The organism is Streptomyces sp. HNM0574 (assembly GCF_012726235.1).
Classification (GTDB): domain Bacteria; phylum Actinomycetota; class Actinomycetes; order Streptomycetales; family Streptomycetaceae; genus Streptomyces.
Genome location: NZ_JAASAH010000011.1, coordinates 32,443 through 55,967 on the forward strand (window position 1 = coordinate 32,443; position 23,525 = coordinate 55,967).

The following is a 23,525-nucleotide window of genomic DNA, read 5'->3' on the forward strand; positions in this document are numbered from 1 at the left end:
GGTGACGAGTCCCGAGACGACGGGCCCCGCGTACGAGTACCCGCAGCAGGAGCCGGTGCTGGACGCGCTCGGCTCCCTCGGCGGCCCGGTGGACTGCGCCGGGGTGCGCCATCTGCCGCTGGAGGGGCCGCAGGTGCTGTGGCTGGTGACGGGCGGTGCCATGGACCTGTTCGCCGTGGAGGCGCAGCAGCAGGGCCACTGGCACTTCCTCGGCCGCCTGGAGCCGGGCACACTGCTGCTCGGCCCCGTCGAGGGCACCCGGCACACCCTCGTCGGCAGGCCGCTCCAGGAGTGCGCCCTGCGCCGCGTCCAGCTCCGCGAGCTCTACCGCCCGGCCCCCGCGTACGACGCCTACGGGAACGCGTACGGCTACGGCGAGGAGGCGTACGGCACCCAACTGAGCGCCCTGGAGGACGCGTTCGCGCTCGGCGTCGGACGCAGTCTGCGGCTGCTGTTCCAGGCTCCGCTGGACGGGCAGCCCGTGCCGGAGGACGGCGGCGCGGCCGAGGAGGAGGACCCGGCGGACGACGGCATCCTGTGGATGCACGTCTCGCCGGGCACCGTCCAGTACGGCGCCCACCACAGCGCCGAGGCGGCGGCCGATCTCCTGATCGACGGCGCGACCTGGCAGCGCCTGGTGGACCAGCAGTACCGGCTGCTGTCCGCGCTCGACCGCTGGATCGACCGGCTGGAGCGCGCCCACGAGGACCGCGCCGCCGCCGGTATCGAGGCGGGCGAGGCGGTACGGGCGCAGGCGGACCAGGCGCTGCTGGCGTCCATCGGCACCTCCGGCCGGGGTGCCGCCGGCGCGGGCGGCCTGGCGAGCGACGACGCGACGCTCTCGGTGTGCCGCCTCGTCGCCGGCGCCGCCGGGATCACCCTCTCCGCGCCGACGGACAGCAGCACCCGGGGCGAGCGGATGAACCCGGTGGAGCGCATCGCGCTCAGCTCCCGCGTCCGCACCCGCGTGGTCAAGCTCCAGGGCCGGTGGTGGCGGGACAACAGCGGCCCGCTGGTGGGCAGTCGGACGGAGACGGGCGAGCCGGTGGCGCTGCTGTGGCGGCGCGGCCGGTACGAGGCCGTCCCCGCGGACGGCGTACGGCGGGTCCGGGTCGACGAGGCGGAGGCCGCGCGGATCGAGCCGCGCGCGGTGATGTTCTACCGTCCGCTGCCGGAACGGCCGATGAGCCCGCTGCGGCTGCTCCGCTTCAGCCTGCACGGGACGGGCGCCGACGCGCGCCGGCTCGTCCTCGGCGGGCTGGTCGCGGTGGCGCTGGGGGCGCTGGTGCCGGTGGCGACGGGGCAGGTGCTCGGCGTGTTCGTGCCGAACGCGGAGACGAGCCTGATCACGCAGATGTCCCTCGCGGTGGTCGTCGCGAGCATCGTCTCGGCCTCGTTCATGCTGATGCAGAACCTGTCCATCCTGCGCCTGGAGGGCCGGATGGAGAGCAATCTGCAACCGGCCGTCTGGGACCGGCTGCTGCGGCTGCCGACCCGGTTCTTCGGCGAGCGCTCCACCGGTGAACTGGCCAGCGCCGCCATGGGCGTGAGCCAGATGCGGCGGCTGCTGTCCGGGGTCGGTCCGGTCGCCGTGCAGGCGGGCACCGTGGGCACGATGAACCTGGCGCTGCTGCTGATGCACAGCGTGCCGCTGGCGCTGGCCGCGCTGGGGATGCTGGCGGTGATCGCCTCGGTGTTCCTGGCCATGGGGATGTGGCAACTGCGCTGGCAGCGGCGGCTGATCAAGCTGACGCACACGCTGAACAACCGCGCCTTCCAGACCCTGCGCGGGCTGCCCAAGCTGCGCGTCGCGAGCGCGGAGAGCTTCGCGTACGCGGCGTGGGCGCGGGAGTTCGCGCGCAGCCGGGAGCTCCAGCAGCGGGTGGGCCGGATCAAGAACCTGACGACGGTGGTCAACGCCGTCTATCTGCCGCTCTGTTCGCTCCTGATGTTCATGCTGGTGGCCGGCCCGGCGCGGGGCGTGCTCTCGGCGAGCGCGTTCCTGACCTTCAACACCGCCGTCACGATGATGCTCACCTCCGTCACCCAGCTCACCGGCTCGCTGATCTCGGCCGCCGCGGCGCTGCCGATGTTCGAGCAGGTCAAGCCGGTGCTGGAGGAGCCGACCGAGGTGCGCGGCGGCAGCACCCAGCCGGGCACCCTCTCCGGCCGCATCGAGGCCAGGCAGCTGTCCTTCCGGTACGCGGACGACGGCCCGCTGGTGCTGGACGAGGTGTCCTTCGAGGTGCGGCCCGGCGAATTCGTGGCCGTGGTCGGCGCGAGCGGCTGCGGCAAGTCGACGCTGCTGCGGCTGCTGATCGGCTTCGACCCCCCGGCGACGGGCGGCGTGCTCTACGACGGGCAGGACCTGTCGGCCCTGGACCAGGCGGCCGTGCGCCGGCAGTGCGGCGTGGTGCTGCAGAACGCGCAGCCGTTCACCGGCTCGATCCTGGACGCGATCTGCGGGGCCGAGATGTACTCGCAGGAGGAGGCGTGGGAGGCGGCCCGGATGGCCGGGCTCGCCGAGGACATCCAGCGGATGCCGATGGGCATGCACACCATGCTCTCGGACAGCGGCGCCACCATCTCCGGCGGCCAGCGGCAGCGGCTGATGATCGCCCAAGCGCTGATCCGCCGCCCGCGCATCCTCTTCTTCGACGAGGCGACCAGCGCGCTGGACAACGAGACCCAGCGCGTGGTCATGGCCAGCACCCGCGAACTGCGGGCCACCCGCCTGGTGATCGCGCACCGGCTGTCCACGGTGATGGACGCGGACCGGGTGCTGGTGATGGACGAGGGCCGGATCGTGCAGCAGGGCTCCCCCGCCGAACTCCTCGCGGACACCGGCGGCCAGCTGCACGAGCTCGTCCGCCGTCAGATGCGCTGACGCGCCGCCCTCCCGGGGGACAGCCGGGAGGGCGGCGCGGGTTCACCCGGCGCCGCCGGGGCCGGGAGGCGGCGGCGGTGCGGGGGCGCCGCGCGGGGGCGCGATCCGCGCGGACGGGGCGCCGCCGGGACCGTCCGCCTCGGGCGCGGGGCCCTCGGTCTCCTCCGGCCCGAGCAGCGCGTCCCGGCGGGCGCCCGGGTCCCAGCCGGTGTCCACGACGCGCTTCTGCATCACGATCGCGCCGCACAGGATCACCGCGCCGACGGCGAGCATCAGCACCACGCCGCCGGTCTCCCCCGCCTTCGCCGCGTACCCGATGACGGTGCCGAACCAGCCGAAGTCGGCGTCGCCGAAGGTGGTGTTCTCCTCCCCGAACGCGCCCAGCACCTTCAGCAGCAGCGCGGGCAGGATCGTGATCAGCACCCCGTTGAGGAACGCGCCGACGGCCGCGCCGCGCCGGCCCCCCGTCGCGTTGCCGTACACGCCCGCCGCGCCGCCGGTGAAGAAGTGCGGCACCAGGCCCGGCAGGACGAGGGCGAGGCCGAAGGCGGGGCCGAGCACGGTGGAGAGCAGCGCGAGGCTGAGCAGCCCGCCGGTGAAGCTGGCGATGAAGCCGATGAGCACCGCGTTCTGCGCGTACGGGAAGACGATCGGCGCGTCCAGCGAGGGCACGGCACCGGGGACGATCTTCGCGGCGATGCCCTGGAACGCGGGCACCAGTTCACCGAGGATCGTCCGCACCCCGAACAGGATCACGGCGACCGCGATGCCGAACTGGAGGCCCTGCATCAGGGAACTCATCAGGTAGTTGCCCACGCCGGTGGCCGCCGTGCCGCCCTCGACGGCGAACGCCTCGAAGGCCGCCGCCCGGCCCTCCTTGACCAGGAACAGCACCGCCATCACGAGGTAGATGAGCACCATCGACAGCGCGGTGGCCACCATCGAGTCACGCAGGAAGCGCAGCCCCTCGGGCAGCTTCATGTCCTCGGTGCTGCGGCTGCGGCGTCCCACCAACTGCCCGGCCGCGCCGGCGGTGATGTACCCGGCGGCGCCGAAGTGCCCGATGGCGACGGTGTTGTTGCCGGTCACCCGCTTCGTCCAGGGGTGCGTGAATGCGGGCATCGACACGAGCATGACAGCCAGCAGCGCACCGCCCACGAGCACCACCACGACCGAGGACTGCCCGGCGATGGCCAGCACCATCGTCAGCAGCGTGGCCATGAACAGCATGTGGTGCCCCGTCAGGAAGACGTACCGCAGGGGCGTGAAGCGGGCCAGCAGCAGGCTCAGCACGAAGCCGGTGATCATCAGCCAGGCGACGCGGGCGCCGAACTGCTCCTGCGCGATGCCGACGATGGCCTCGTTGGTGGGGATGACGCCGTGCGCGCCGGTCGAGCCCTGGATCATCTCGCCGAGCGGCGCGAGCGCCCCGACGACGAGACCGGCGCCCGCGTTGATGAGCAGGAAGCCGAGTGTGGCCTTGATGGCCCCGCCGACGATCTGTCCCGTGGTCTTCCGCAGCGCGATGAGACCGACGGCGGTGATGATGCCGATGAGGTAAGCGGGTTCGCTGAGGATCTCGTTGACGAGGAACTCGGCGAGGGAGACGAGCCAGCCCATGGTGTGCGGTTCCTCCTGCTCAGACGTCGTAGGTGGTACGGAGGACGCGGTCGACCTCGGCGGCGCTGGTGAAGTCCTCGACGACGCGCACCGGAACGCCGAGCTCGCCGAGCGTCCGGGCGATCTCCCGCGAGGTGAGGATCGCGGCCGCCTCACCGGCCTTGCCCTTGGCGGAGATGGTGTCCGTGGCCTCGACGGTCACGAACGGTCCCCAGCCCCAGCGGTCGAGCACCTGCTCCAGGGTGTTCTTGAGGAAGAGGCTGGTACCGACCCCGTTCCCGCAGACGGTCAGGATCTTGTGCATCCCGTGGCCCCCGCCGCGCGCGGGCCCGGCGGCCGAGGCGCCCCGCTCCCCTTCCCCCGAGAGGATCGCGTGCACCGCGTCCGGGGTGGGCGCGGCGCGCAGCGCGTCGGCGGTGGCCGGGTCGGCCAGCAGGCGGGCGAGGGCCGCCATCGCGGCCTGGTGCTCGGCGGACTCCCGTGCGGCGAGGCCGACGACGAGCTCCACCGGATCGTTCGCCTCGTGCCCGAACGCGACCGGCCGTGCCAGCCGTACCCAGGACATCCCGGTCCTGTGCACGGCGGGCGACGGCCGCGCGTGCGCGAAGGCGAGGCCGGGCGCGATGACGATGTACGGCCCGTTCTCCTCGACGTTCGCGATCATCTCGGCGGTGTAGTCACCGGTACTGGTGCCGGTGGCGGCCATCAGGTCGCCCGCCGCCCGTACCGCTTCCGTCCAGTCGTCCGCCTCGGCGTCGAGCCGGATGGCCTCGACGGGCAGGAGTTCACTCAGTGTTGCCATGACAGGGATCGTGGCACGGCTCCCGCCGCCCGGCGCGGCCGAGGGGCACGCCGGGACCGCACGGCGGGAACGGAAAGCGGAACGGACGGGCAGGGGCGGGGAGTTGGGCCGGAGGGCCCGGTCAGGCGTGGTCGAGCAGCCGGGTCGTCTGCCCCTGGACGACGCGGGCGCAGTGCGCGCAGCAGAAGAACTGGCCGTCGGACTCCAGCCCGTGGCCGAGGATGCGGCACTGGCAGTTGTCGCAGACGGGGGCCATCTTCTGGGCGGCGCACTCGAAGCTGTCGAAGGTGTGCGTCACGCCCGCGGCGCGCACCTCGAAGGACATCGAGTAGTCGTTGCCGCAGACTTCGCATTCGGCCATCAGAAAGCTCACTTCCTTGTGCGGGAGGTCCGGATCCGGAGGCCGCCGGTGGGTTCGCGGCCGTCCCGGCGCGCTCGCCCCGCGAGCGCTGCGGGCCAGCATCCAGCACCCGGCACCGGCAGCCGCAGCGGCTCCACGCGGGGTCCGGGACTTCGCCGTACGCGATCACCCGCCCGGCCGAGGCGGGGCCGCCGGGTGACGGTCACTTCCCGTAGGCGTCCTCCAGGGCCCGGATGTCGAGCTTCTTCATGCCGAGCATCGCCTTCATGACCCGGTCGGCGGCCTCCCGGTCCGGGTCGCGCAGGAGCTCGTGCAGCCGGCGCGGCACGATCTGCCAGGAGACCCCGTACCTGTCGTGCAGCCAGCCGCACTGGACCTCCTCGCCGCCCTCGGTGAGCCGGTTCCAGTAGTGGTCCACCTCGTCCTGCGTGTCGCACGGGACCTCCAGCGACATCGCGTCGTTGAACGTGGTGTACGGGCCGCCGTTGATGGCGACGAACTGCTGTCCCGCCAGCTCGAACTCGACGGCGACGACCGTCCCCGTCCCGCCCGGGCTCGACTCGGTGTTGCGCAGGACGTGGTGCACCCGGCCGTCCCCGAAGACCGAGAGGTAGAAGGCGATCGCCTCCTCCGCCTGGTCGTCGAACCACATGTTGGTCCTGATCTTCTGCATGGCGCGCTCCTTCGCTGACCCGGAACCGGGCGCCCGGAGCGAGGCCGGGCGGCCCTGGTTCCCCTCGGGCGATGTGCAGACATCCCCTATCAGTCAGACCACGGGCGGGCCCGCAAATCAGCGCCGGAGCGCGGAGCGGCTCACTCCTCCAGTACGCGGAAGCCGATGCCGGCCCGGACCAGCCGCCCGGTGAGCGCCTCGCCCATCGCCACCGCCGGGGTGACCTGGCCCGCGGTGGCGGGCAGCTCGTCGCAGGTGAGGCTGAGGGCGGCCTCGGCGAGGATCTTCGCGGTCTCGCCGTACCCCGGGTCGCCGCCGGACACCTCGGTCACCACCCGCCGTCCGCCGCCCTCGCCGACGAACCGGACGGTGAACCAGCTGCGCGCCCGGCGCTCCTCGTCCGGGCCCTCGCCGGGCGCGAGCCGGGCGGAGAGCATGCGCCGCGTCGCCGGGTGCTGGGCCAGCGCGAAGGCCGCACCGGCACCCGCGAGACCACCGACGGCGACGGGCAGCCGGCGCACCAGCGCGTGGTGCCGGTAGGTGAACTCGGGCCCGTACCGCTCCAGCGCGGCGGCGGAACGGCCCACCACCTGCGGGTCGATGGTCGGCAACGGCACGGCCCAGCCGCCCAGTTCCCGCTCGCGGCGCACCGTGCCGACGGGGGTGCGCACCCTGCGCCCGGCGGGCGCGGGCTCCGCCGCGCGCCGCTCCCGCGCCGTGCGCGCCATCCGGTCGAAGCGGGAGAAGGCGGTCAGCGCGCTGGCGAAGGTGCCGCCGGAGAAGCGCGCGTCGGTGCGCAGGTAGCCGTCGACCCGCAGCGGCACGCCCTCGGGCAGCCGCTCGACGGTGAAGCGCGCCCCGAGGTCGTGCGGCACCGAGTCGAAACCGCAGGCGTGCACCAGCCGGGCGCCGCTCTCCCGGGCCCGCTCGTGGTGGCGCAGGTACATCAGGTCGACGAACTCGGGCTCGCCGCACAGGTCCAGGTAGTCCGTACCGGCCTCGGCGCAGGCGGCGACGAGCGGCGTCCCGTACCGGATGTACGGGCCGACCGTGGTCGCGACGGCCCGCGCCCCGGCGGCCATCCGGCGCAGCGACTCCGGGTCGCCGGAATCGGCGTGCAGCAGCGGCAGTTCGGCGAGTCCGGGGCGTTCCGGGTACGCCTTGGCGAGGCGGCCGCGCAGCTCCGCCAGCTTCCCGGAGTTCCGGCCGGCCAGCGCCCAGCGGAGTCCTTCGGGCGCGTGCGCGGCGAGGTAGCGGGCGGTCAGCTCTCCGACGAAGCCGGTCGCCCCGAACAGGACGATGTCGTAGGGGCGTTGGGATGCGGCACCGGGGCCGTGGGTGTCAGCCATGGCGGCCATTGGACCAGACACGGCCGGAGCCCCGGGGACGCGCCCCGGGGCTCCGGCCGTCGTCCCGCGCCGGGTCAGTCCTTGCCGAGGATCGTGTTCATCTGATCGATCTCGGACTTCTGCGCCGAGATGATCTCGTCGGCGAGCTTCTTGGCCGGACCGTAGGCACCGTCGGCCTTCTCCTTCTTGGCCATCTCGACGGCGCCCTCGTGGTGCTCGACCATCATGGCGAGGAACTGCTTGTCGAAGTCCGCGCCGGAGGACTTCTTCAGCTCCTCCATCTGCTTGTCGGTCATCATCCCCGACATCCCGTCGCCATGGTCCATGCTGCCGTGGTCCATGCCCTCGTGACCCTCGCCCGGGACCTTCTCGCCCCACGCCTTCAGCCAGCCGGACAGCTTCTCGATCTCCGGGCCCTGGGCGTCCTCGATCTCGGTGGCGAGCTTCTTCACCTGCTCCGAGTCCGAGCGGCTGTGGGCGAGTTCGGACATCTCGACCGCCTGCTTGTGGTGCGGGATCATGCCGCTCGCGAAGGCCTTGTCCGCGGCGTTGGCCTCGGCGCCCTTGCTCTGGCCCGCGCTCTGCTCGCTCTTGCTCTTCTCCCCCGCGTCCGAGCCGGACTCCCCGGAGCCGCCGCAGGCGGCGAGGACGAGCGCGGCGGCGACGGTGGAGACCGCGACGGCCGCGCGACGGAGCTGCTTCCGGCCGGTGTGCTGCTGATTCATGGTGAGGTTTCTCCTGCTGATCGTGAATGTTCGAGGCATGTCCGCACACGGCGCGGCGGTACGTACGGCCACCGGTCGGGCGTACGCAGGGAGGGCGCGGCGCCGTGAGGTGCCTCTAGATCCGCAGGAGTTGGAGTTCTTCCAGGGTGGGCGGCGCGCGCGACCCGCTGGACGCGTGCGTCACGGGCCCGGGCACCGCCGTCCCGTCCGCGCGGGGCGAGCCCACGGAGGCGGCGAGCGCGGGCAGGACGGGTGCGCCGGCGATCCCGCCGGAGGCGCACATGTCGTCCGCGTGCTGGCCGTGCCGCGGGTTGTCCGGGTCGTCGGGGCCGGAATGGCACTGCCCGGCCGGTCCGTTCGCGGCGTGCTCGGCGGAGGAGTCCCGTACGGGTGCGGGGTGCTCGCCTTCCGCCGCCTGCCCCGCGTGGGCCGGTGCCGCGTGCGCGGGGGTGGGCTCGGGCAGGCCGCCGGGGACGAGCCCGTGCATGCCGAGCAGCCCGGTCAGGAGCGCGAGGACGAGCAGCGCCAGGCCGCGCGGCCTGGGCCGCCGCTCCCTGTGGCACTGCCCGTCGACACTCACGCGGCACATCCTAACCAGCTTCGGTGACACCCGGCGCACCGCGCCGGGACCTCACCCCGTCCCGGAGGGCAGCGGCGCCGCCGTGTCCGAGGGCCGGGCCGGGCGCGGGATGTCCGCGCCGGGACTGCCGCCGCAGGGACCCGCGGTGCTCCAGTCGGCATCGGTGCCCTCGCAGCCGCCCGCCTCCTTCTGCGCGGCGACCATGTCCGCCACGTCGGCGAGCAGCTTCTTGGCGTCGTAGACGACCCCGCCCCGGACGGTCCACCGCACGCCGCCGATCCGCCGGATGTCGCCGCTCTCCTTGTCCAGCCTGGCGACTCCGGTGCCGTAGAGGGTGCCGAGGTCCTCCAGCGGGTTCTCCGGGACGACGGCGATGTCGGCGCCCATGCCCTCCTCCAGCAGCCCGTACTCGGCACGCTCCCCGCCGGGTTCCGCGAGGGTCCGCGCGGTGTTCCACGTCATCGCCTCGATCGCCTCGACGGGACGCAGTCCCGCCTCCTGGAGCATCTCCAGCTCCTGGACGTTGGCGAATCCGTACAGGTTGTAGATGAAGCCCGGGTCGGTGCCGCCGGCGATCCGGCCGCCGAGGGAGGCGTAGTCGTGCACCAGCCGCAGGTACTGCTGGTAGAAGCGCTTCCAGCTGACCTCGTCCGCGGTGTTCCAGTCGTAGTAGAAGGAGCCGTGCGCCTTCGGGCTGGGCTCCCAGAACTTCCACAGCGAGGGCATCACGAAGCGCGGGTGCCACTCCAGGCCGCGGGCCCGCTTCAGGTCGCGGCCCGCGAGGTAGACGGTCATGGTCGGTCCGAACGTGACGCCGTTGTCCCGCTGTTCCTTCAGGTAGTCCCACCACTGACGGGAGCCGGGTGCGTGGGTGTACCGGACGACCTTGGCCACCTCGCGCCAGCGCGCGGCCTCGTCCCGGTAGTCGTAGTCCGGCGGCTTCGGGTGCTCGCGGCCCCGCTTGAGCAGCGCCTCGAAGTGCCCGTAGAAGTGGGTGACGGTGCCGAGCCCGAGCCGGCCGGTCTCCCGCGCGTTCAGCTGCGGGTAGATCGGCGGCGAGTGGTGCATGGTCGTGCCCAGGCCGTGCCGCCCGGCCTCCTCGATGGCGGCGGCGATCTCGGGCCGGCCGTAGGGCCCCTCGCCGAAGAACTTGATGCCGTCGACCCCGTTGCGGGCCGCCCACCGGGTCCACGCCCGGGCCCGCTCCGGCGAGTCGACCTCCCCGTGGGACCAACCGCTGCCCGGCGTCTGGTAGTTGACGAGGCGCGGCGCGACGATCTCGTGCCGCTCGGCCCGCCGCCGGTCCTCGACGACGTCGGCGTTCTCCCCGAGCGAGACCCCGCGCACCGTCGTCACCCCGTGCGCGAGCCAGAGCTTGTACGCGTACGTGCGGGGCGTGCCGCCCTCGCCGGTGTGGGCGTGCTCGTCGACGAATCCGGGGAGCGCCCACATGCCGGTGGCGTCGATCTCGTGGTCGGCCCCGTGCGGCGGCCTGCCGGGGCGCAGCGCACGGCCCGGCTGCCCGGCGGGCAGGATGTCGGTGATCCGGTCCCGCCGGACGACGATGTCGACGGGCCCGCGCACCTTCCCGTCCCGGCCGACGACGATGTTCACGCCGCGGATCACGAGGGTCCCGAACGGCCCCTTCCCCTCGCCCGGCCCCCGGTCCGGCGGCGGGTCCTGGGGTACGGGGCCCGCGGCCCGGGTGCGCGGGAGGGCGGAGGCTGCTCCCGCCGGGACGGCGGCGAGTCCGGCCGCCGCACCCGCCGTCCGCAGCAGTCCGCGTCTGCCGATCTGCAATCTGCTCACCTCTTCTCCACGGCCGTCGGACGGCGCCCGCGCGGAGCGCCCGCCGGTCGGCGGCGAATGGTGCAGGGGGCAGACATCTACCGCGCGGGCGGCGGCACTTCAAGGCCCCGCGTCTCCCGCTCCCGGTCCCCGACACGGGCGACGCCCCCGTGGAGCGGCCGCAGGGGCCGTCCGCGGGGGCGTCGCCGGGTGACGCGGGGAACGGGTCAGCCGTTGCCGTTGCCGTTCTTGGAGAGCACGGAGGTGTCGTCGAGCAGGTGCGACAGGGACTCGTCGCCCTTGGCCTGCGTCGAGTTCTCGGTGCACTGCTGGTTCTGCGGGTTGGAGAGGACGTTGACGTCCTGGACGGTGATCGGGATGAGCCCGACCAGCGACCCGACGTTGACCTTGCCCGCCACACCGACGCAGGGCTTGTTCAGCGAGCCCTGGACGAGGCCGAGCTGCGGGCTCATCTTGCCGTTGGTGGCGGAGTTGCCGTGGGAGCTGGTGGAGCCGTTGCCGGTGACGCTTCCGGTGCCGTCGGCGAAGGCGGCCGTGGTGCCGGTGGTCATCAGCAGGGCGGAAGCGGCGAGGGTGACGGACGCCATGACGGTTCTGGTACGCATGTCTCTCCTGACGGGTGCGCGCCTGCCGCGCGCGGTGAGGGGTGGGACCGGTGACCGGCCGCGCCCCCGGGGACGGGGCCCCGGGGGCGCGGTGGGTGTCACGAGTTGGTGCAGGTGTTGCCGAAGGCGGGGTTGAGCAGGCCGATCACGTTGACGGTGTTGCCGCAGGCGTTGACCGGAACGTGGATCGGCAGCTGGACGACGTTGCCGGAGAGGACGCCCGGCGACTTCGAGGCGCCGCCCTGGGCCCCGGAGTCGGCGACGGCCGACCCGGCGCTGCCGAGCACGGCTGCGGTGGCAAAGGCTCCGGCGGCGATCGCGGTGCGCATACGCATGGGTACTCCCTGAGAAGAGTGCTTGCTGTACAAGGTGATGAGATCAGCGCACGCCGGGGTGCAAGCCAGATTGCTCCGGCCGTGGGCGCGGTCCGCGCGGCGGCGGGCGCCACGGGCCCGGCGCGGAGCCGTACGGGGCACGGCGGCCGGGGCCGCGTACGGGGCCGGACGGCCGATTTCCGTGCGCCGGGAGCGATGTCGTACAGTTGTGCTCATCGCCGCGGGGTGGAGCAGCTCGGTAGCTCGCTGGGCTCATAACCCAGAGGTCGCAGGTTCAAATCCTGTCCCCGCTACTGATCGACGGAGGGCCCGGCATCATCTGCCGGGCCCTCCGTCTTTTTCGTGTTCCCCCGTGCCTCCCCTCTCCCCCGGGGTTGGCTGATCGGCGCCCTGTCGGCCGGTGCGTGGCGGGGTTAGCGTCCGGGGCGGCAGGAGCCCACTGCCGCAGTCGACTTGGGGGGTACTCCATGGCAGCGACGCACCACTCGTCCCGCAGGCAGCCGGCGCCGACTCCGGAGGAAGTCGGCGCCATGTACGACCGGTTCGGCGACATGCTGGCGATGCTGCTCGGCGACAGCGCCGTGCACATCGGCATGTTCGTGCCGCACGGCAAGCACCAGCGGGTGGCCGATCTCGTCGCCCTCGCCGACCACGCGCAGGACCGGCAGACCGACCATCTCATCGACACCATCGGCCTGGCGCCCGACGGGCATCTGCTCGACATCGGCTGCGGCACCGGCGACCCGGCCGTGCGGCTGGCCCGGCGGAGCGGCGGGCGGGTCACCGGGGTGACCGTCAGCAAGCGCCATCTGGACCGGTGCGTGGAGGCGGCGCGTACGGCGGGGCTCGCGGACCGGGTGACGTTCGCGTACGGCAACGCGATGGAACTCGCCTACGGGGACGGCTCGTTCGACGCCGCCTGGGCCATCGACTGCTTCCCGCACCTGGCGGACCGGGCCGCCGCGCTGCGGGAGGCGTACCGGGTGCTGCGGCCGGGCGGGTACTTCCTGTTCACCGACTTCGCGCTGCGCGGCTCGCCCTCCGAGGAGCAGGTGGACGCGTACACGCAGCTGTGGTGCAGCCCGGCGCCGACGAGCTTCGCGACGCTGCTGTCGGAGGTCGGGCCCGCGGGCTTCGAGGTGACGGAGATCCGGAACATGAGCTCGAACGCGGCGCTGACCGCCGAGTTGATGTGCACGCTCTACAAGGACCGGCGGGCGGAGATCGAGGAGCGCTTCGGCGCGGAGGCGACGGCGCACACGGACCCGCTGATGGACCCGTTCCGCACCTTCTGCCGGGACCACGTCGACTACTACCTGACGCTGGTGCGCAAGCCGGAGACGGCGGGCTGAGCGGCGGCGGGGACGGGCGGGCGCGCCCGTCCCCGCGCGGGGCCTGCCCGGGTCAGGCCGCGGTGAGGCGGTCGGCGGCGAGGCGGGCGTAGAGGGCGGCGCCGTCGGCGAGCACGCCGTCGTCGAAGGCGGCGTACGGGGAGTGGTTGTTGGGGCTGGTGTCCGGGTCGGCGCCCTCGGGGGCCGCGCCGAGGACGACCATGGCGCCCGGGACGCCGTCGAGGACGCGGGAGAAGTCCTCGGAGCCGGACAGCGGCTGGGCCATCGGCTCGAACCGCTCCTCGCCGTGCAGTTCGGCGACGGTGCGGGCGACGTAGGCGGCCTCGGCCTCGTCGTTGACGGTGACGGGGTACAGCTCGTCGAAGCGGGCCTCGGCGCGGACGCCGTACGCGGCGGCGATGCCCTCGCAGACCCGCACCGTGCCGTCCTTGACCAGAGCCTGGGCCCGGGGCGAGAAGGAGCGGACGGTCGCCTCGAAGGTGGCCGTCTCCGGGATGACGTTCTGCTGCGTGCCCGCGTGGAAGGTGCCGACGCTGAGGACGACGGGGTCGAAGACGTCGAAGGTGCGGGTGATCCACGCCTGGAGCGCGGTGACCATCTCGCAGGCGGGCTGGACCGGGTCCTTGGCGCGGTGCGGCATCGACCCGTGGCCGCCGGCGCCGCGCACGGTCACCGTCAGGACGTTGGACGCGGCCATGGCGGGCCCGCCGCGGGTGGTGAACCGGCCGCGGCCGGTGCCGGCGGACATGACGTGCAGCGCGTAGGCCGCCTCGGCCCGGGAGCCGGAGGCGTCGAGCACGCCCTCCCCGACCATGTGGCGGGCCCCGTCGAAGCCCTCCTCGCCGGGCTGGAACATGAAGACCACGTCGCCCGCGAGCCGGTCCCGGTGCTGGGCGAGGAGCCGTGCGGAGCCGGCGAGCATGGCGGTGTGCAGGTCGTGGCCGCAGGCGTGCATCCGGCCGTTGTCGGAGGCGTAGTCGAGGCCGGTGCGTTCGGCGACGGGCAGCGCGTCCATGTCGCCGCGCAGCAGCACCGTCGGCCCGGGCCGGGCGCCGCGCAGGACTCCGGTGACGGAGCTGAGTCCGCGGCCCGTGGTGACCTCCAGGCCCAGGCCGTCGATCGCGGAGAGCACGGTCTCCTGGGTGCGGGGCAGGTCGAGGCCGGTCTCGGGCGCGCGGTGCAGGGTGCGGCGCAGCTGGACCAGGTCGCCTTGGAGAGCGCGGGCGTCCTCGAGCAGGTTCATGCGTGATGCTCCTGGTGGTGTGGGGTGCGGGCGGTCGTCGGGTGGTGGCCGGTCAGGATGCGGCAGTCTCCCGTACCGGTTCGCGGGCGAGGAAGGAGGCGCCGAAGGAGACGGCGGCGGCGAGCGCGGCGCACCAGGGCACGAGCCCGATCCGGCCGTTCGCGGTCAGCGCCTCGGCGAGCAGCGGGAAGGTGCCGCCGAAGAGCCCGGTGGCGAGCGTGAACGGCAGGCCCATGGCGACGACCCGGATGCGGACCGGGAAGAGCCGCGCGAAGAGGACGTTGGCCAGCGCGAGCGGCGCGGCGAGGCAGAGCAGCTGGAGCACGGTGGCGGCCCAGACGGGCAGGACTCCGCTGCCCATGAGCGAGAAGACCGGCACCGTGAGGAGGGCCAGCAGTGCCGTGCCCGCGCGGAAGGCGCCCGCGGGGCCCGTCCGGTCCGCGACGATCCCGGCGCCGGCCATGGCCGCGATGAGCAGCAGCAGCGGCGCGATCATGCCGCCGGTGCCGGCGGCGCCCGAGGTGAGGCCGAGGTTCTCGGCGTACTGCGGGAGGTAGGTGGTGCCGAGGTAGTAGCTGACGGTGACGCCGAGGGTCATCAGGAAGACGGCCGTCATGTTGCGTGCCGAACCGGCGTACAGCCGGCGGCGTTCGGCGCGGGCGGCGGCGGGCGTCTCGGTCTCCGCACGCTCGCTGCTGCGGGTGAACTCCTCCGACTCGTCGGCGGCGCGGCGCACCCACAGCGAGGCGAGTCCGAGCAGTCCGGCGACGACGAATCCGGCGCGCCAGCCGCCGTCCGCGACGCCGTCCTCGCCGAGCACGGTGAGCAGCAGCGTCAGGACGCCGAAGCAGAGGATGTTGCCGAGGATGATCCCGCCGTACGAGATGCCGCTGTAGAGGAAGCGGAGCCGCTTGGGCGCGGTCTCGGTGATGTACGCGGCGACGCTGGGGTTCTCGCCGCCCATCGACAGTCCCTGGACGAGCCGGAGCACGACGAGCAGCGCGGGCGCCAGCATGCCGATGCTCTGCGCCGTGGGCAGCGCCGCGATGAGGAAGGAGGCGCCGGATATCAGGCCCATGGACAGCATCAGCCCGAAGCGGCGGCCCCTGCTGTCGCTGATCCGGCCCATCACGTACGAGCCGAAGGGGCGGACGACGAAGCCGACGGCGAAGCCGAGGTAGGCGCCGAGGACCTTGGTGACGGGGTCGTCGCCGGGGAACATCTGGGCGGCGAAGTAGGGCGCGAGCACGGCGTAGATCGTCCAGTCGAAGGACTCGACGACGCCGCCGACCGTGCCGGCGAGCAGTTCGCGGCGGCCGTTGGAGGCGGGCGCGGCCGCGGGGCCGTCGGGGCCTGCGGCCGGTCCGGGGCCGGGTTCCGGGGTCCCGGCCTCGTGTGCCGTGCGGGGCGTGGCCATACGCACCTCTTCTCGTCTGTACTCATCGGGGTTCGCGCGGGGGGTGGTGGTGTGCGGGTTCGCGGCGCGGAGCGGGCGGTGCCGTGCGGGGTGCCGGTGGCCGGTCGCGGGGCGTGCGGCGGGGCGGTGAACTCCGGGTGGCCGGAACGAGGGCCTACAGTGGCCGCGGCGGGCGGTGGCTGAGAAGATTCCCCGCCCGATACGCAGGTTTCCACCATCGAGCAGGGACTCTATGCAGGATCACGACCCGTCCCGTCCGGAGTCACCCATCGATCCGGCCACTTCCTCAAGTGGTCCCCCGGCGCCGCTCACCCCGGCCGACGAGGCGCTGATCCACGCGTTGCAGCTCGCGCCCCGTGCCCCGTGGGCGCTGATCGGCGAGGTGCTCGGGGTGGACCCGGTGACGGTGGCGCGCCGGTGGGAGCGGCTGCGCGCGTCCGGCCGGGCCTGGATCACGGCGTACCCGGGGCGGCGGCTCCAGCAGAGCATCGAGGTGGCCCTGGTCGAGATCGACTGCCGCTCGGGCGAGGTGGAGTCGGTGGCGGATTCGCTCGCGGCCGTGCCGCAGGTGGTCACCGTGGAGCACATGGCGGGCGGCCGGGACCTGCTGATCACCATCTTCACCGCCGACCTCGGCTCGCTCTCCCGGCTGATCCTGGAGCGGATCTCGCGGCTGCCGGGCGTGGTGGCGACCCGGGCCCAGCTGACGACGCGGGTCTTCGGCGACGGCAGCCGCTGGCGGCTGCGTTCCCTGAGCGAGGCGCAGCAGCGGCGGCTCGGGGAGACGGCCGCGCCGGCCCGTCCCGCGCGGGCCGCCGCGCGCCCGGCCGAGCCGTTCCCGCCGCTGGACCCGGCCTCGCGCGCGCTGTTCCCGGCGACCTCGGAGGACGGCCGGCGCAGCGTGGCGCGGCTGGCCGAGGTGACGGGGCTCAGCGCGACGACCGTGCGGCGCAGGCTGACCCGGCTGACCGAGGGGCACGATCTGATGCTCCGCTGCGAGGTGGCGCGGGAGCTGACCGAGTGGCCGGTGTCGGCGACGCTGTGGGCCCAGGTGCCGCCGGCGCAGCTGGAGACGGCGGCGCGCGGGCTGCTGTCGCTGGCCGAGGTGCGGCTGTGCGCCTGTGTGACGGGGCCGAACAACCTGCTGTTCACGGTCTGGCTGCGGTCGGTCGCCGATGTGCAGCGGCTGGAGGCGCAGCTCGCGGAGCGGCTGCCGTTCCTGACGCTGGTCGACCGGGCCATCGCGCTGCGGCAGACGAAGCTGATGGGCCACCTGGTCGGCCCGGGCGGCCGGGCCACGGGCGTGGTACCGGTCGACGTGTGGGCCGGCATCCCGGGGTGACGTCCGCGTCGCGGGCCTTGCTCCCGGGCCCGTCCTGGCCGAAGCTCCTTTCCCGGCCGCGTACGGGCCGGCCGCCCGAGGACCGAGGAGGCGCCCGTGGCCGCTCCCGAACAGACCGGAACCGAAGACGGGGCCGGGAAGGGTGCGGTGCTCCCGCAGCACCGCCGTGCCCTGCTCGCCGGCTCGGTCGGGAACTTCATCGAGTGGTACGAGTTCGGGGTCTACGGGTACTTCGCGACGGTCATCGCCGCACAGTTCTTCACGCCCGAGGGCGGCAGCGGCGTCGAGGGGCTGGTGAAGACGTACGCCGCGTTCGCGCTGGCGTTCTTCTTCCGGCCGGTGGGCGCGGCCCTGTTCGGCCGCTTCGGTGACCGGTACGGGCGGCGGCCGACGCTGATCCTCGTCGTCGGCCTGATGACGGCCGCGACGACGCTGATCGGGCTGCTGCCGACGTACGCGACCGCGGGCGCGGCGGCGCCCTGGCTGCTGACGCTGCTGCGGGTGGTCCAAGGGCTGTCCGCGGGCGGGGAGTTCGGCGGCGCGGTGTCGCTGATGACGGAGTTCGCGCCGCCGGGCCGGCGCGGCCTGTACGGGGCCTGGCAGTCGCTGACGGTGGCGCTGGGGCTGCTCGGGGGCGCGGGGGTGGCGGCGGTGCTGGCCGCTGTGGTGTCCGAGGCGGCGCTGGAGTCGTGGGCGTGGCGGCTGCCGTTCCTGCTGACGCTGCCGCTCGGTCTCGCGGCCCTGTGGCTGCGGCTGCGGCTGGAGGAGACCCCGTCGTACACCCGGCGGCAGGAGGTGCCGGAGGCGGGGCCGAAGCCCGGGGGCCGGGTGCTGGCGGCGGCGATCGTGCTGGGGGCCGGGCGGCTCATGGGGTGGTCGGCGGCGGGCTACACCTTCCTGGTGGTGCTGCCGTCGTATCTGCAGAGCACGCTGGACGCGAGTTTCCAGCAGGCCCTGCTGGCCACGGTGTTCGCGAACGCCGGGTTCGCGGCGGCGATCCTGCCCGCCGGTCTGCTCAGCGACCGGTTCGGGCGCCGCGCGGTGATGCTGGCGGGGGCCGGGCTCGTGGTCGTGACCGCGTTCCCGCTGCTGCGGCTCGTGCAGGACCCGGGCGCCTCGACGGCCGCGCGGGGTGCGGCGCTGGCGGTGGCGGGTGCCGTCGTGGGGCTGATGGCGGGGCCCGGGCCCGCGATGCTGGCGGAGATGTTCCCCACGCGGGTGCGGTGCACGGGGCTGGGGCTGGCGTACTCGCTGGCCAACGCGGTCTTCTCGGGCTGCGCCGGGCTCGTCGTCACCGAGCTGATCAACCGGACGGGCAGCGCCGACGTCCCCGCGTACTACGCGGCCGCGGCCTGCGCCGTCAGCGTGCCGGCGCTGCTGACGCTGCGCCGCGACGACCACCGGCACCCGCTGCGCGAGTGAGCCGGGCACCACGGACGGACAGGGAGGCGACGGGATGCGGGTGATCGGGCTGATGTCCGGGACGTCGTACGACGGGATCGACGCGGCGGCGGTCGATCTCGTGCTCGACGGGGACGTGCTGCGGCTGGCGCCGCTCGGGCTGGTGTCCGAGGCGTACCCGGAGGAGCTGCGCGCGGCCGTCGCGGGGGCGCTGCCGCCCGCGGCGACGACGATGGAGACGGTGTGCCGGATCGACACCGGGGTGGGCCGGGCCTTCGCCCGGGCCGCCGCCCGCGCCGACCGTGAACTGTGCGGCGGGCGGGCCGGGTTGGTGGTCTCGCACGGGCAGACGGTGCACCACTGGGCCGAGGACGGGCGGGTGCGGGGCACGCTCCAGCTCGGCTGCCCCGCGTGGATCGCGGAGGAGACCGGCCGCACGGTGGTCTCGGACCTGCGGACGCGGGACGTCGCCGCGGGCGGGCAGGGGGCGCCGCTGGTGAGCGTCGTGGACCTGCTGTGGCTGCGGGGGCGTCCCGGCCGCCCGGCGGCGCTCAACATCGGCGGCATCGCGAACGTCACCGTCCCCGAGGGCGCCGGTTCCGGCTCCGGCCCGACGGCCTTCGACACCGGTCCGGGGAACGCGCTGATCGACGCGGCCGTGGCCCACCTGTCCGGCGGGCGGGCCGCGTTCGACGAGGACGGGGCACTCGCGGCGCGGGGCCGGGTGCACGGGCCGCTGCTGCGGCGGCTGCTGGACGAGCCGTACTACGCGCGGCCCGCGCCGAAGACCACCGGCAAGGAGCTGTTCCATCTGCCGTACCTGCGCGCCGCGTTGGGCTCCTCCAGCCCCCTGCCGGACGCGGACCTCGTCGCGACGCTGACCCGGCTGACGGCGGTGACGGTCGCGGACGCGCTGCGCGCCGCCGGGGTGACGGAGGTCCTCGCCTCCGGCGGCGGGACCCGCAACCCGGTGCTGATGCGGATGCTCGGCGAGGAGCTGCCCGGGGTGCCGGTGCGGGACTCGGACGTGTACGGGCTGCCCTCGGACGCCAAGGAGGCGTACGCCTTCGCCGTGCTCGGTTTCCTCACCGTGCACGGGCTGCCCGGCACCGTCCCGGCGTGCACCGGGGCGCGGGACGCGCGCGTGCTCGGCTCCGTCACGCCGGGCCGGGACGGGCTGCGCCTGCCGCCCCCGGCGCCGGTGCCGCCGGCCCGGCTGGTGATCGAGGGGACGCCGGTCAGCGCGGGCGCCGGCGGCGGCCGGCCGGGGGCGGGTTGACGGTGTCGCCGTCGAAGGTGACCGCGTGTCCTGGCTCGGCCTCGTACGCCTCCAGGCCCTCGGCGGCGAGGACGGCGTCGACGCAGGCGCGGGTGCCGCCGACGTAGGTCCAGGTGAAGTCGATGTCCGTGGCGACGGACCAGGCGCGGTCCTCGGGCCACCACAGGTTGGGCGACTGCCAGAACGGCTCGTGGGCGGCGAGGAGTTGGGCCGGGTCGGGCAGGGTGCTGGAGGGCTCGTCCCCGTCGTCCCCGGTGGTGTAGAAGGCGAAGCTGCCGCGCGCCGCGTCGGCGGCCGTGGGCGTGCCCTCCAGCGTCCTGCTGTGCACGGCGTCGAGCGGGCCCGCGAGGAGGAACATGTCGCGGTGCGGGACGGTGAACTTCGCCGTGTCGCCCTCGTCGACGGCCAGGATGCCGTGGCCGTCCCAGACGGCGAACCAGCAGCTCTCCGGTGTCGTGGTGTGGGCGCCGAGGACGCGGGCGAGGCGCCGGGCGAGCGTGCGCGGGAGGCTGCCCTCCTCCGGTTCGTGGTCCCACAGACCCGGCTGTTCACGCAGCTCCCGGGCGCCGGTGATGTGGTTCCACTGCATCTCGGGGTGCGCGGTGCGGCCGTTGGCCTCGGCTATGCGGCGCCATTCCACGGGCTCGTCGGCGAGTTCGGCGGGGTGCATGACGCGGGCGTACGCCTCGTGGACGGGCGGCACGACGTCCGCGACCCGCCCCTCGAACCCGGGCATCGCGGTGCTCAGCCAGTCGGCCGCCGAGGCGTCCCCGACCGTCGTGTAGTCAGCCATCGCCCCATCGTGCGCGGTACGGCGGTGACCTGGCGAACGGGTTTCGGGCGTCCGGACCGTTCCCAGTGCGGGCCCCGTGCGTCACACTGGCCCGCGGCACACCCTCGGTTCCTCAACCACCGTGCGGGAGACGGCACATGGGCCTCAGCGGCAGCGCGTTCGACTTCTCCGGGCGTGCCGTGATCGTCACCGGGGGCACGCAGGGGATCGGCGCCGCCCTCGCCGGGGCGTTCCTGCGGCACGGCGCGGAGGTCCTGGTGTGCGCGCGGCGCGCGCCGGAGGCGCTGCCGGAGGGCGGCGGCCGGAAGGCCGTCTTCCACTCCGCGGATCTGCGGGAGCCGGACGCGGCGCGGGCCCTGGTGGACGCCGCCGTGGAGCGCTTCGGCAGGCTCGACGTGCTGGTCAACAACGCGGGCGGCTCCCCCGACGCGGACGCGGCGACCGTCTCGCCGCGGTTCACCGAGAAGATCGTCGCCCTCAACCTGCTGGCCCCGGCGTACGTCTCGCAGGCGGCGAACCTCGTCATGCGGGAGCAGGAGAGCGGCGGCGCGATCGTCAACATCGGCAGCGTCGCCGCGCGCGACCCGCAGCCGGGAACGGCGGCCTACTCGGCGGCGAAGGCCGGACTGCTGGGCCTGACCCGCGCGTTGGCGCTGGAGTGGGCCCCGGCGGTACGGGTCAACCACATCACCACGGGGCTGGTCCGCACCGAGGCGGCGGCCGCCGGGTACGGGCCGGACGGGGGCGCGGCGGTGCGGGACGTGCTGCCGATGGGCCGGATGGCCGCCCCGTCGGACGTCGCCGACGCCTGCCTGTACCTCGCCTCGCCGCTCTCGGCGTACGTCAACGGCGCGGACCTGGCGGTGCACGGCGGCGGCGAGCTCCCGGCCCGGTACACGGCCGCCCGGGGTGCGGGCGGGTCCTGAGCGGCGGGAACGGCACCCCGGGCGGCCGGTGCCGTGGTGACCGGCGAGAATGGGCACATGTCCCGCTCGTCCCGGCGTGGTCCGCGCGCCCGCAGCAACCACCGCACCAGCCCCCGTACCGCCGTGCCGGAGGCCGGGGCGCCCTGCCCGTGCGGCAAGGGCGGTCCGTACGGGGAGTGCTGCGGACGGCTGCACTCCGGGGAGCGGGCCGCGGCCACCTGCGAGGCGCTGATGCGCTCGCGCTACAGCGCCTTCGTGGCGCGTGACGAGGCGTACCTGCTGCGCACCTGGCACCCGGACACCCGGCCGCCGGGGATCGGTTTCGACCCGGGCCAGGAGTGGACGGGGCTGGAGATCCTGGGCACCGAGCGGGGCAGCGCCTTCCACTCCGACGGCGTGGTCGTCTACCGGGCGCGGTTCCGGCAGGACGGGGCGCCCGGCGCGATGACGGAGCGGAGCACCTTCACCCGGCTCGACGGCGCGTGGGTGTACGTCGACGGGGACGTCTCCCTCGACTGAGCCGCGTCGATCTTTCTCTTCCGACGGCGAACACGCGCCAACTGCCCTACGATCACGAAGCGTTCACCTTCCACGCGAACCGATCAGATTTCGTCAGTTCACTGCGCAACAAAACTGCGGAGGAATCGCGACAATCCCCCACGTCGCCTCTTGCGGCAGGCACATGCCTTGGTGGATAACTGTCCCCCAGGAACGGTCGGTTGAGCACCGGCGCGGACGGGAGACGCGCATTCCCGCCCTGTTCGGACCCCTGTTGACCAAGGCTGTTCGTACGGACGCCGGCCGTACCCCGACGCGGCGTCGTCACTGAGAACCGAATCCACGGGAAGGACGGTGCGCGGTGAGCACACGTACTCACGCTGCCCTTGACATACCTCCCTTCTACTGCCCCTTCCCGCCCGCCCGACGCCCCGACGCAGAGCGGCTCGACCGGGAATCGGCCACCTGGTTCACGGCGCTCGGCGCCTGCGACGGCGACGCCGTCGAACGGCTCTCCGAGGGCGAGGTCGCCCTCGTGCCCGGCCTCGCGATGCCCCACGGCGACCCGGAGGTCGTCCGCATCGCCACCGACTTCGAGTACCTGGGCCACGGCTTCGACGAAGTCGCCTTCGAATCGGGCCACTTCGGCCGCAGCACCCAGGACGCGGCGGCGCTGCTCGCCCTGATGACCCGCGTCATCGAGGTCCCCGAGGCCCCGGTGCTGGAGGACAACCCGTGGGCGCGCGGCCTGCGGGACCTGCGGATGCGGCTGGGCCGCAAGGCGACGCCCACCCAGATGGCGCGCTGGGTCGCGGCCTGGCGGCGCTACTTCTTCGGCCTCGGCTGGGAGACCCTGCACCGCAGCCAGGGCACCGTGCCGACGCTCAACGAGTTCGTCGCGATGCGCATGGCGGGCACCGTCGGGATGGAGATCCTGACGACGATGAGCGACATCGCCGACGGGTACGAGCTGCCCACCGCCGATCTGGAGCGCCCCGCCGTCCGCGCGCTCACCGAGATGTCGTGGATGCTCGTCGCCCTCGACAACGACCTGTACTCGTACCACCGCGAGGCCCTGCTCCAGGGCAACGGGCTCAACACCGTGGACGTCATCGCCCGTTCCGAGGGCTGCTCGCCGGAGGCGGCGGTGCTCCGCACGGTCGCGCTGCGGGACCGCGTGATGTGCCTGTTCCTGCGGCTGCGTGAGCAGGAGGCCCCGCGCTCGGGGCCCGAGCTGCGCCGGTACACCGAGAGCCTCGGCCAGTGGGTGCGCGCGCACCTCGACTGGGGCCTGGTCAGCGCGCGGTACCTGCGGCCGCTCGGCCCGGACAGCCCGCCCGCCACCTGGACGGAGCTGCCCCACGAGTTCGCCCCGGCTCCGGTGGACGACAGCCCGGGCCCGCCCGAGCTGCCCGCCGTCGCCTGGTGGTGGCAGTGCCTGGAGGACCCGGCCGCACCGCGTCCTGCCTCCCGCGTGCCGCACCAGCGGTACGACGCCAGCACGGTCTGACGGGCGGCCGGGTCCCGG

The 23,525-nt window shown here is 74.0% G+C and carries 21 protein-coding genes and 1 tRNA gene; 9 read left to right on the forward strand and 13 right to left on the reverse strand.

Features of this window, described 5'->3' with window-relative positions; genetic code table 11:
• The first annotated feature begins 1 nt into the window (after position 1).
• Entirely contained in the window at positions 2-2,887 is a 2,886-nt protein-coding gene (locus HCC30_RS19000; RefSeq protein ID WP_169443800.1) for an NHLP bacteriocin export ABC transporter permease/ATPase subunit, read from the forward strand.
• Between the two features lie 42 nt (positions 2,888-2,929).
• Here the strand turns inward: HCC30_RS19000 and HCC30_RS19005 are convergent, their stop codons facing one another.
• From HCC30_RS19005 to HCC30_RS19050, 10 genes are all read right to left on the reverse strand, one after another.
• Positions 2,930-4,507 carry a PTS ascorbate transporter subunit IIC gene (locus HCC30_RS19005; RefSeq protein ID WP_169443801.1) on the reverse strand — a complete coding sequence of 526 codons (1,578 nt, stop codon included), beginning with the start codon at positions 4,505-4,507 and terminating at the stop codon, positions 2,930-2,932.
• Positions 4,508-4,526: 19 nt separating this feature from the next.
• Positions 4,527-5,309, reverse strand: a complete 783-nt coding sequence (locus tag HCC30_RS19010) for a PTS sugar transporter subunit IIA (RefSeq protein ID WP_169443802.1) — start codon at positions 5,307-5,309, stop codon at positions 4,527-4,529.
• A gap of 121 nt (positions 5,310-5,430) precedes the next feature.
• On the reverse strand, positions 5,431-5,670 hold the full coding sequence (locus HCC30_RS19015; RefSeq protein WP_169443803.1) for a hypothetical protein: 240 nt from the start codon (positions 5,668-5,670) through the stop codon (positions 5,431-5,433).
• Positions 5,671-5,872: 202 nt separating this feature from the next.
• Positions 5,873-6,343: a VOC family protein gene (locus tag HCC30_RS19020; protein ID WP_169443804.1), complete on the reverse strand. Its 471-nt coding sequence runs from the start codon at positions 6,341-6,343 to the stop codon at positions 5,873-5,875.
• Between the two features lie 140 nt (positions 6,344-6,483).
• Complete coding sequence (locus tag HCC30_RS19025; RefSeq protein WP_169443805.1) at positions 6,484-7,692, reverse strand: saccharopine dehydrogenase NADP-binding domain-containing protein; 1,209 nt, start codon at positions 7,690-7,692, stop codon at positions 6,484-6,486.
• 74 nt (positions 7,693-7,766) lie between these two features.
• Positions 7,767-8,417: a DUF305 domain-containing protein gene (locus HCC30_RS19030; RefSeq protein WP_169443806.1), complete on the reverse strand. Its 651-nt coding sequence runs from the start codon at positions 8,415-8,417 to the stop codon at positions 7,767-7,769.
• A 115-nt stretch (positions 8,418-8,532) separates the two neighbouring features.
• Positions 8,533-8,997, reverse strand: coding sequence for a DUF6153 family protein (locus HCC30_RS19035; RefSeq protein ID WP_346776694.1), 465 nt, complete (start codon positions 8,995-8,997; stop codon positions 8,533-8,535).
• Positions 8,998-9,048: 51 nt separating this feature from the next.
• Entirely contained in the window at positions 9,049-10,806 is a 1,758-nt protein-coding gene (locus HCC30_RS19040; protein WP_169443807.1) for an amidohydrolase, read from the reverse strand.
• A gap of 206 nt (positions 10,807-11,012) precedes the next feature.
• The gene (locus tag HCC30_RS19045) at positions 11,013-11,411 is read right to left on the reverse strand and encodes a rodlin (RefSeq protein WP_169443808.1); all 399 of its coding nucleotides are present in this window, start codon (positions 11,409-11,411) and stop codon (positions 11,013-11,015) included.
• 98 nt (positions 11,412-11,509) lie between these two features.
• Positions 11,510-11,746: a chaplin gene (locus HCC30_RS19050; protein WP_169443809.1), complete on the reverse strand. Its 237-nt coding sequence runs from the start codon at positions 11,744-11,746 to the stop codon at positions 11,510-11,512.
• Positions 11,747-11,965: 219 nt separating this feature from the next.
• Between HCC30_RS19050 and HCC30_RS19055 the strand changes: the two genes are divergently transcribed.
• Positions 11,966-12,039 (forward strand) — tRNA-Met (locus tag HCC30_RS19055).
• A gap of 174 nt (positions 12,040-12,213) precedes the next feature.
• Positions 12,214-13,098 (forward strand): class I SAM-dependent methyltransferase, encoded by an 885-nt coding sequence (locus tag HCC30_RS19060; RefSeq protein WP_240979719.1) that lies wholly within the window; start codon positions 12,214-12,216, stop codon positions 13,096-13,098.
• A gap of 52 nt (positions 13,099-13,150) precedes the next feature.
• Here the strand turns inward: HCC30_RS19060 and HCC30_RS19065 are convergent, their stop codons facing one another.
• Positions 13,151-14,341, reverse strand: coding sequence for a M20 family metallopeptidase (locus tag HCC30_RS19065; RefSeq protein ID WP_169443810.1), 1,191 nt, complete (start codon positions 14,339-14,341; stop codon positions 13,151-13,153).
• Positions 14,342-14,393: 52 nt separating this feature from the next.
• Positions 14,394-15,758, reverse strand: a complete 1,365-nt coding sequence (locus HCC30_RS19070; RefSeq protein ID WP_169443811.1) for an MFS transporter — start codon at positions 15,756-15,758, stop codon at positions 14,394-14,396.
• A 232-nt stretch (positions 15,759-15,990) separates the two neighbouring features.
• Between HCC30_RS19070 and HCC30_RS19075 the strand changes: the two genes are divergently transcribed.
• From HCC30_RS19075 to HCC30_RS19085, 3 genes are all read left to right on the forward strand, one after another.
• Positions 15,991-17,100, forward strand: a complete 1,110-nt coding sequence (locus tag HCC30_RS19075; protein ID WP_169443812.1) for an Lrp/AsnC family transcriptional regulator — start codon at positions 15,991-15,993, stop codon at positions 17,098-17,100.
• Positions 17,101-17,247: 147 nt separating this feature from the next.
• Entirely contained in the window at positions 17,248-18,522 is a 1,275-nt protein-coding gene (locus HCC30_RS19080) for an MFS transporter (RefSeq protein ID WP_169443939.1), read from the forward strand.
• A gap of 34 nt (positions 18,523-18,556) precedes the next feature.
• Complete coding sequence (locus tag HCC30_RS19085) at positions 18,557-19,780, forward strand: anhydro-N-acetylmuramic acid kinase (protein ID WP_169443813.1); 1,224 nt, start codon at positions 18,557-18,559, stop codon at positions 19,778-19,780.
• On the opposite strand, the gene HCC30_RS19090 is transcribed toward HCC30_RS19085, so the two are convergent.
• Positions 19,740-20,573 carry a hypothetical protein gene (locus tag HCC30_RS19090; protein ID WP_169443814.1) on the reverse strand — a complete coding sequence of 278 codons (834 nt, stop codon included), beginning with the start codon at positions 20,571-20,573 and terminating at the stop codon, positions 19,740-19,742. The genes HCC30_RS19085 and HCC30_RS19090 overlap by 41 nt on opposite strands.
• A gap of 137 nt (positions 20,574-20,710) precedes the next feature.
• On the opposite strand from HCC30_RS19090, the gene HCC30_RS19095 reads away from it, so the two are divergent.
• The 3 genes from HCC30_RS19095 (at position 20,711) to HCC30_RS19105 (ending at position 23,507) form a co-directional block, all read left to right on the forward strand.
• Positions 20,711-21,499: an SDR family oxidoreductase gene (locus HCC30_RS19095; protein ID WP_169443815.1), complete on the forward strand. Its 789-nt coding sequence runs from the start codon at positions 20,711-20,713 to the stop codon at positions 21,497-21,499.
• A gap of 57 nt (positions 21,500-21,556) precedes the next feature.
• Positions 21,557-22,018 carry a YchJ family metal-binding protein gene (locus tag HCC30_RS19100; RefSeq protein WP_169443816.1) on the forward strand — a complete coding sequence of 154 codons (462 nt, stop codon included), beginning with the start codon at positions 21,557-21,559 and terminating at the stop codon, positions 22,016-22,018.
• Positions 22,019-22,358: 340 nt separating this feature from the next.
• A complete protein-coding gene (locus HCC30_RS19105) occupies positions 22,359-23,507 on the forward strand; it encodes a hypothetical protein (RefSeq protein ID WP_169443817.1) in 1,149 nt (382 codons plus the stop codon).
• The last annotated feature ends 18 nt before the right edge of the window (positions 23,508-23,525 follow it).

What these genes read in the sequence shown, in the direction of transcription:
- HCC30_RS19085 (WP_169443813.1), top strand. Translation starts at nt 18,557, where the DNA reads ATGCGGGTGATCGGGCTGATGTCCGGGACGTCGTACGACGGGATCGAC.
- HCC30_RS19090 (WP_169443814.1), bottom strand. Translation starts at nt 20,573, where the DNA reads ATGGCTGACTACACGACGGTCGGGGACGCCTCGGCGGCCGACTGGCTG.
- HCC30_RS19050 (WP_169443809.1), bottom strand. Translation starts at nt 11,746, where the DNA reads ATGCGTATGCGCACCGCGATCGCCGCCGGAGCCTTTGCCACCGCAGCC.
- HCC30_RS19045 (WP_169443808.1), bottom strand. Translation starts at nt 11,411, where the DNA reads ATGCGTACCAGAACCGTCATGGCGTCCGTCACCCTCGCCGCTTCCGCC.
- HCC30_RS19015 (WP_169443803.1), bottom strand. Translation starts at nt 5,670, where the DNA reads ATGGCCGAATGCGAAGTCTGCGGCAACGACTACTCGATGTCCTTCGAG.
- HCC30_RS19095 (WP_169443815.1), top strand. Translation starts at nt 20,711, where the DNA reads ATGGGCCTCAGCGGCAGCGCGTTCGACTTCTCCGGGCGTGCCGTGATC.
- HCC30_RS19010 (WP_169443802.1), bottom strand. Translation starts at nt 5,309, where the DNA reads ATGGCAACACTGAGTGAACTCCTGCCCGTCGAGGCCATCCGGCTCGAC.
- HCC30_RS19075 (WP_169443812.1), top strand. Translation starts at nt 15,991, where the DNA reads ATGCAGGATCACGACCCGTCCCGTCCGGAGTCACCCATCGATCCGGCC.
- HCC30_RS19020 (WP_169443804.1), bottom strand. Translation starts at nt 6,343, where the DNA reads ATGCAGAAGATCAGGACCAACATGTGGTTCGACGACCAGGCGGAGGAG.
- HCC30_RS19065 (WP_169443810.1), bottom strand. Translation starts at nt 14,341, where the DNA reads ATGAACCTGCTCGAGGACGCCCGCGCTCTCCAAGGCGACCTGGTCCAG.
- HCC30_RS19025 (WP_169443805.1), bottom strand. Translation starts at nt 7,692, where the DNA reads ATGGCTGACACCCACGGCCCCGGTGCCGCATCCCAACGCCCCTACGAC.
- HCC30_RS19100 (WP_169443816.1), top strand. Translation starts at nt 21,557, where the DNA reads ATGTCCCGCTCGTCCCGGCGTGGTCCGCGCGCCCGCAGCAACCACCGC.
- HCC30_RS19005 (WP_169443801.1), bottom strand. Translation starts at nt 4,507, where the DNA reads ATGGGCTGGCTCGTCTCCCTCGCCGAGTTCCTCGTCAACGAGATCCTC.
- HCC30_RS19060 (WP_240979719.1), top strand. Translation starts at nt 12,214, where the DNA reads ATGGCAGCGACGCACCACTCGTCCCGCAGGCAGCCGGCGCCGACTCCG.
- HCC30_RS19030 (WP_169443806.1), bottom strand. Translation starts at nt 8,417, where the DNA reads ATGAATCAGCAGCACACCGGCCGGAAGCAGCTCCGTCGCGCGGCCGTC.
- HCC30_RS19070 (WP_169443811.1), bottom strand. Translation starts at nt 15,758, where the DNA reads ATGGCCACGCCCCGCACGGCACACGAGGCCGGGACCCCGGAACCCGGC.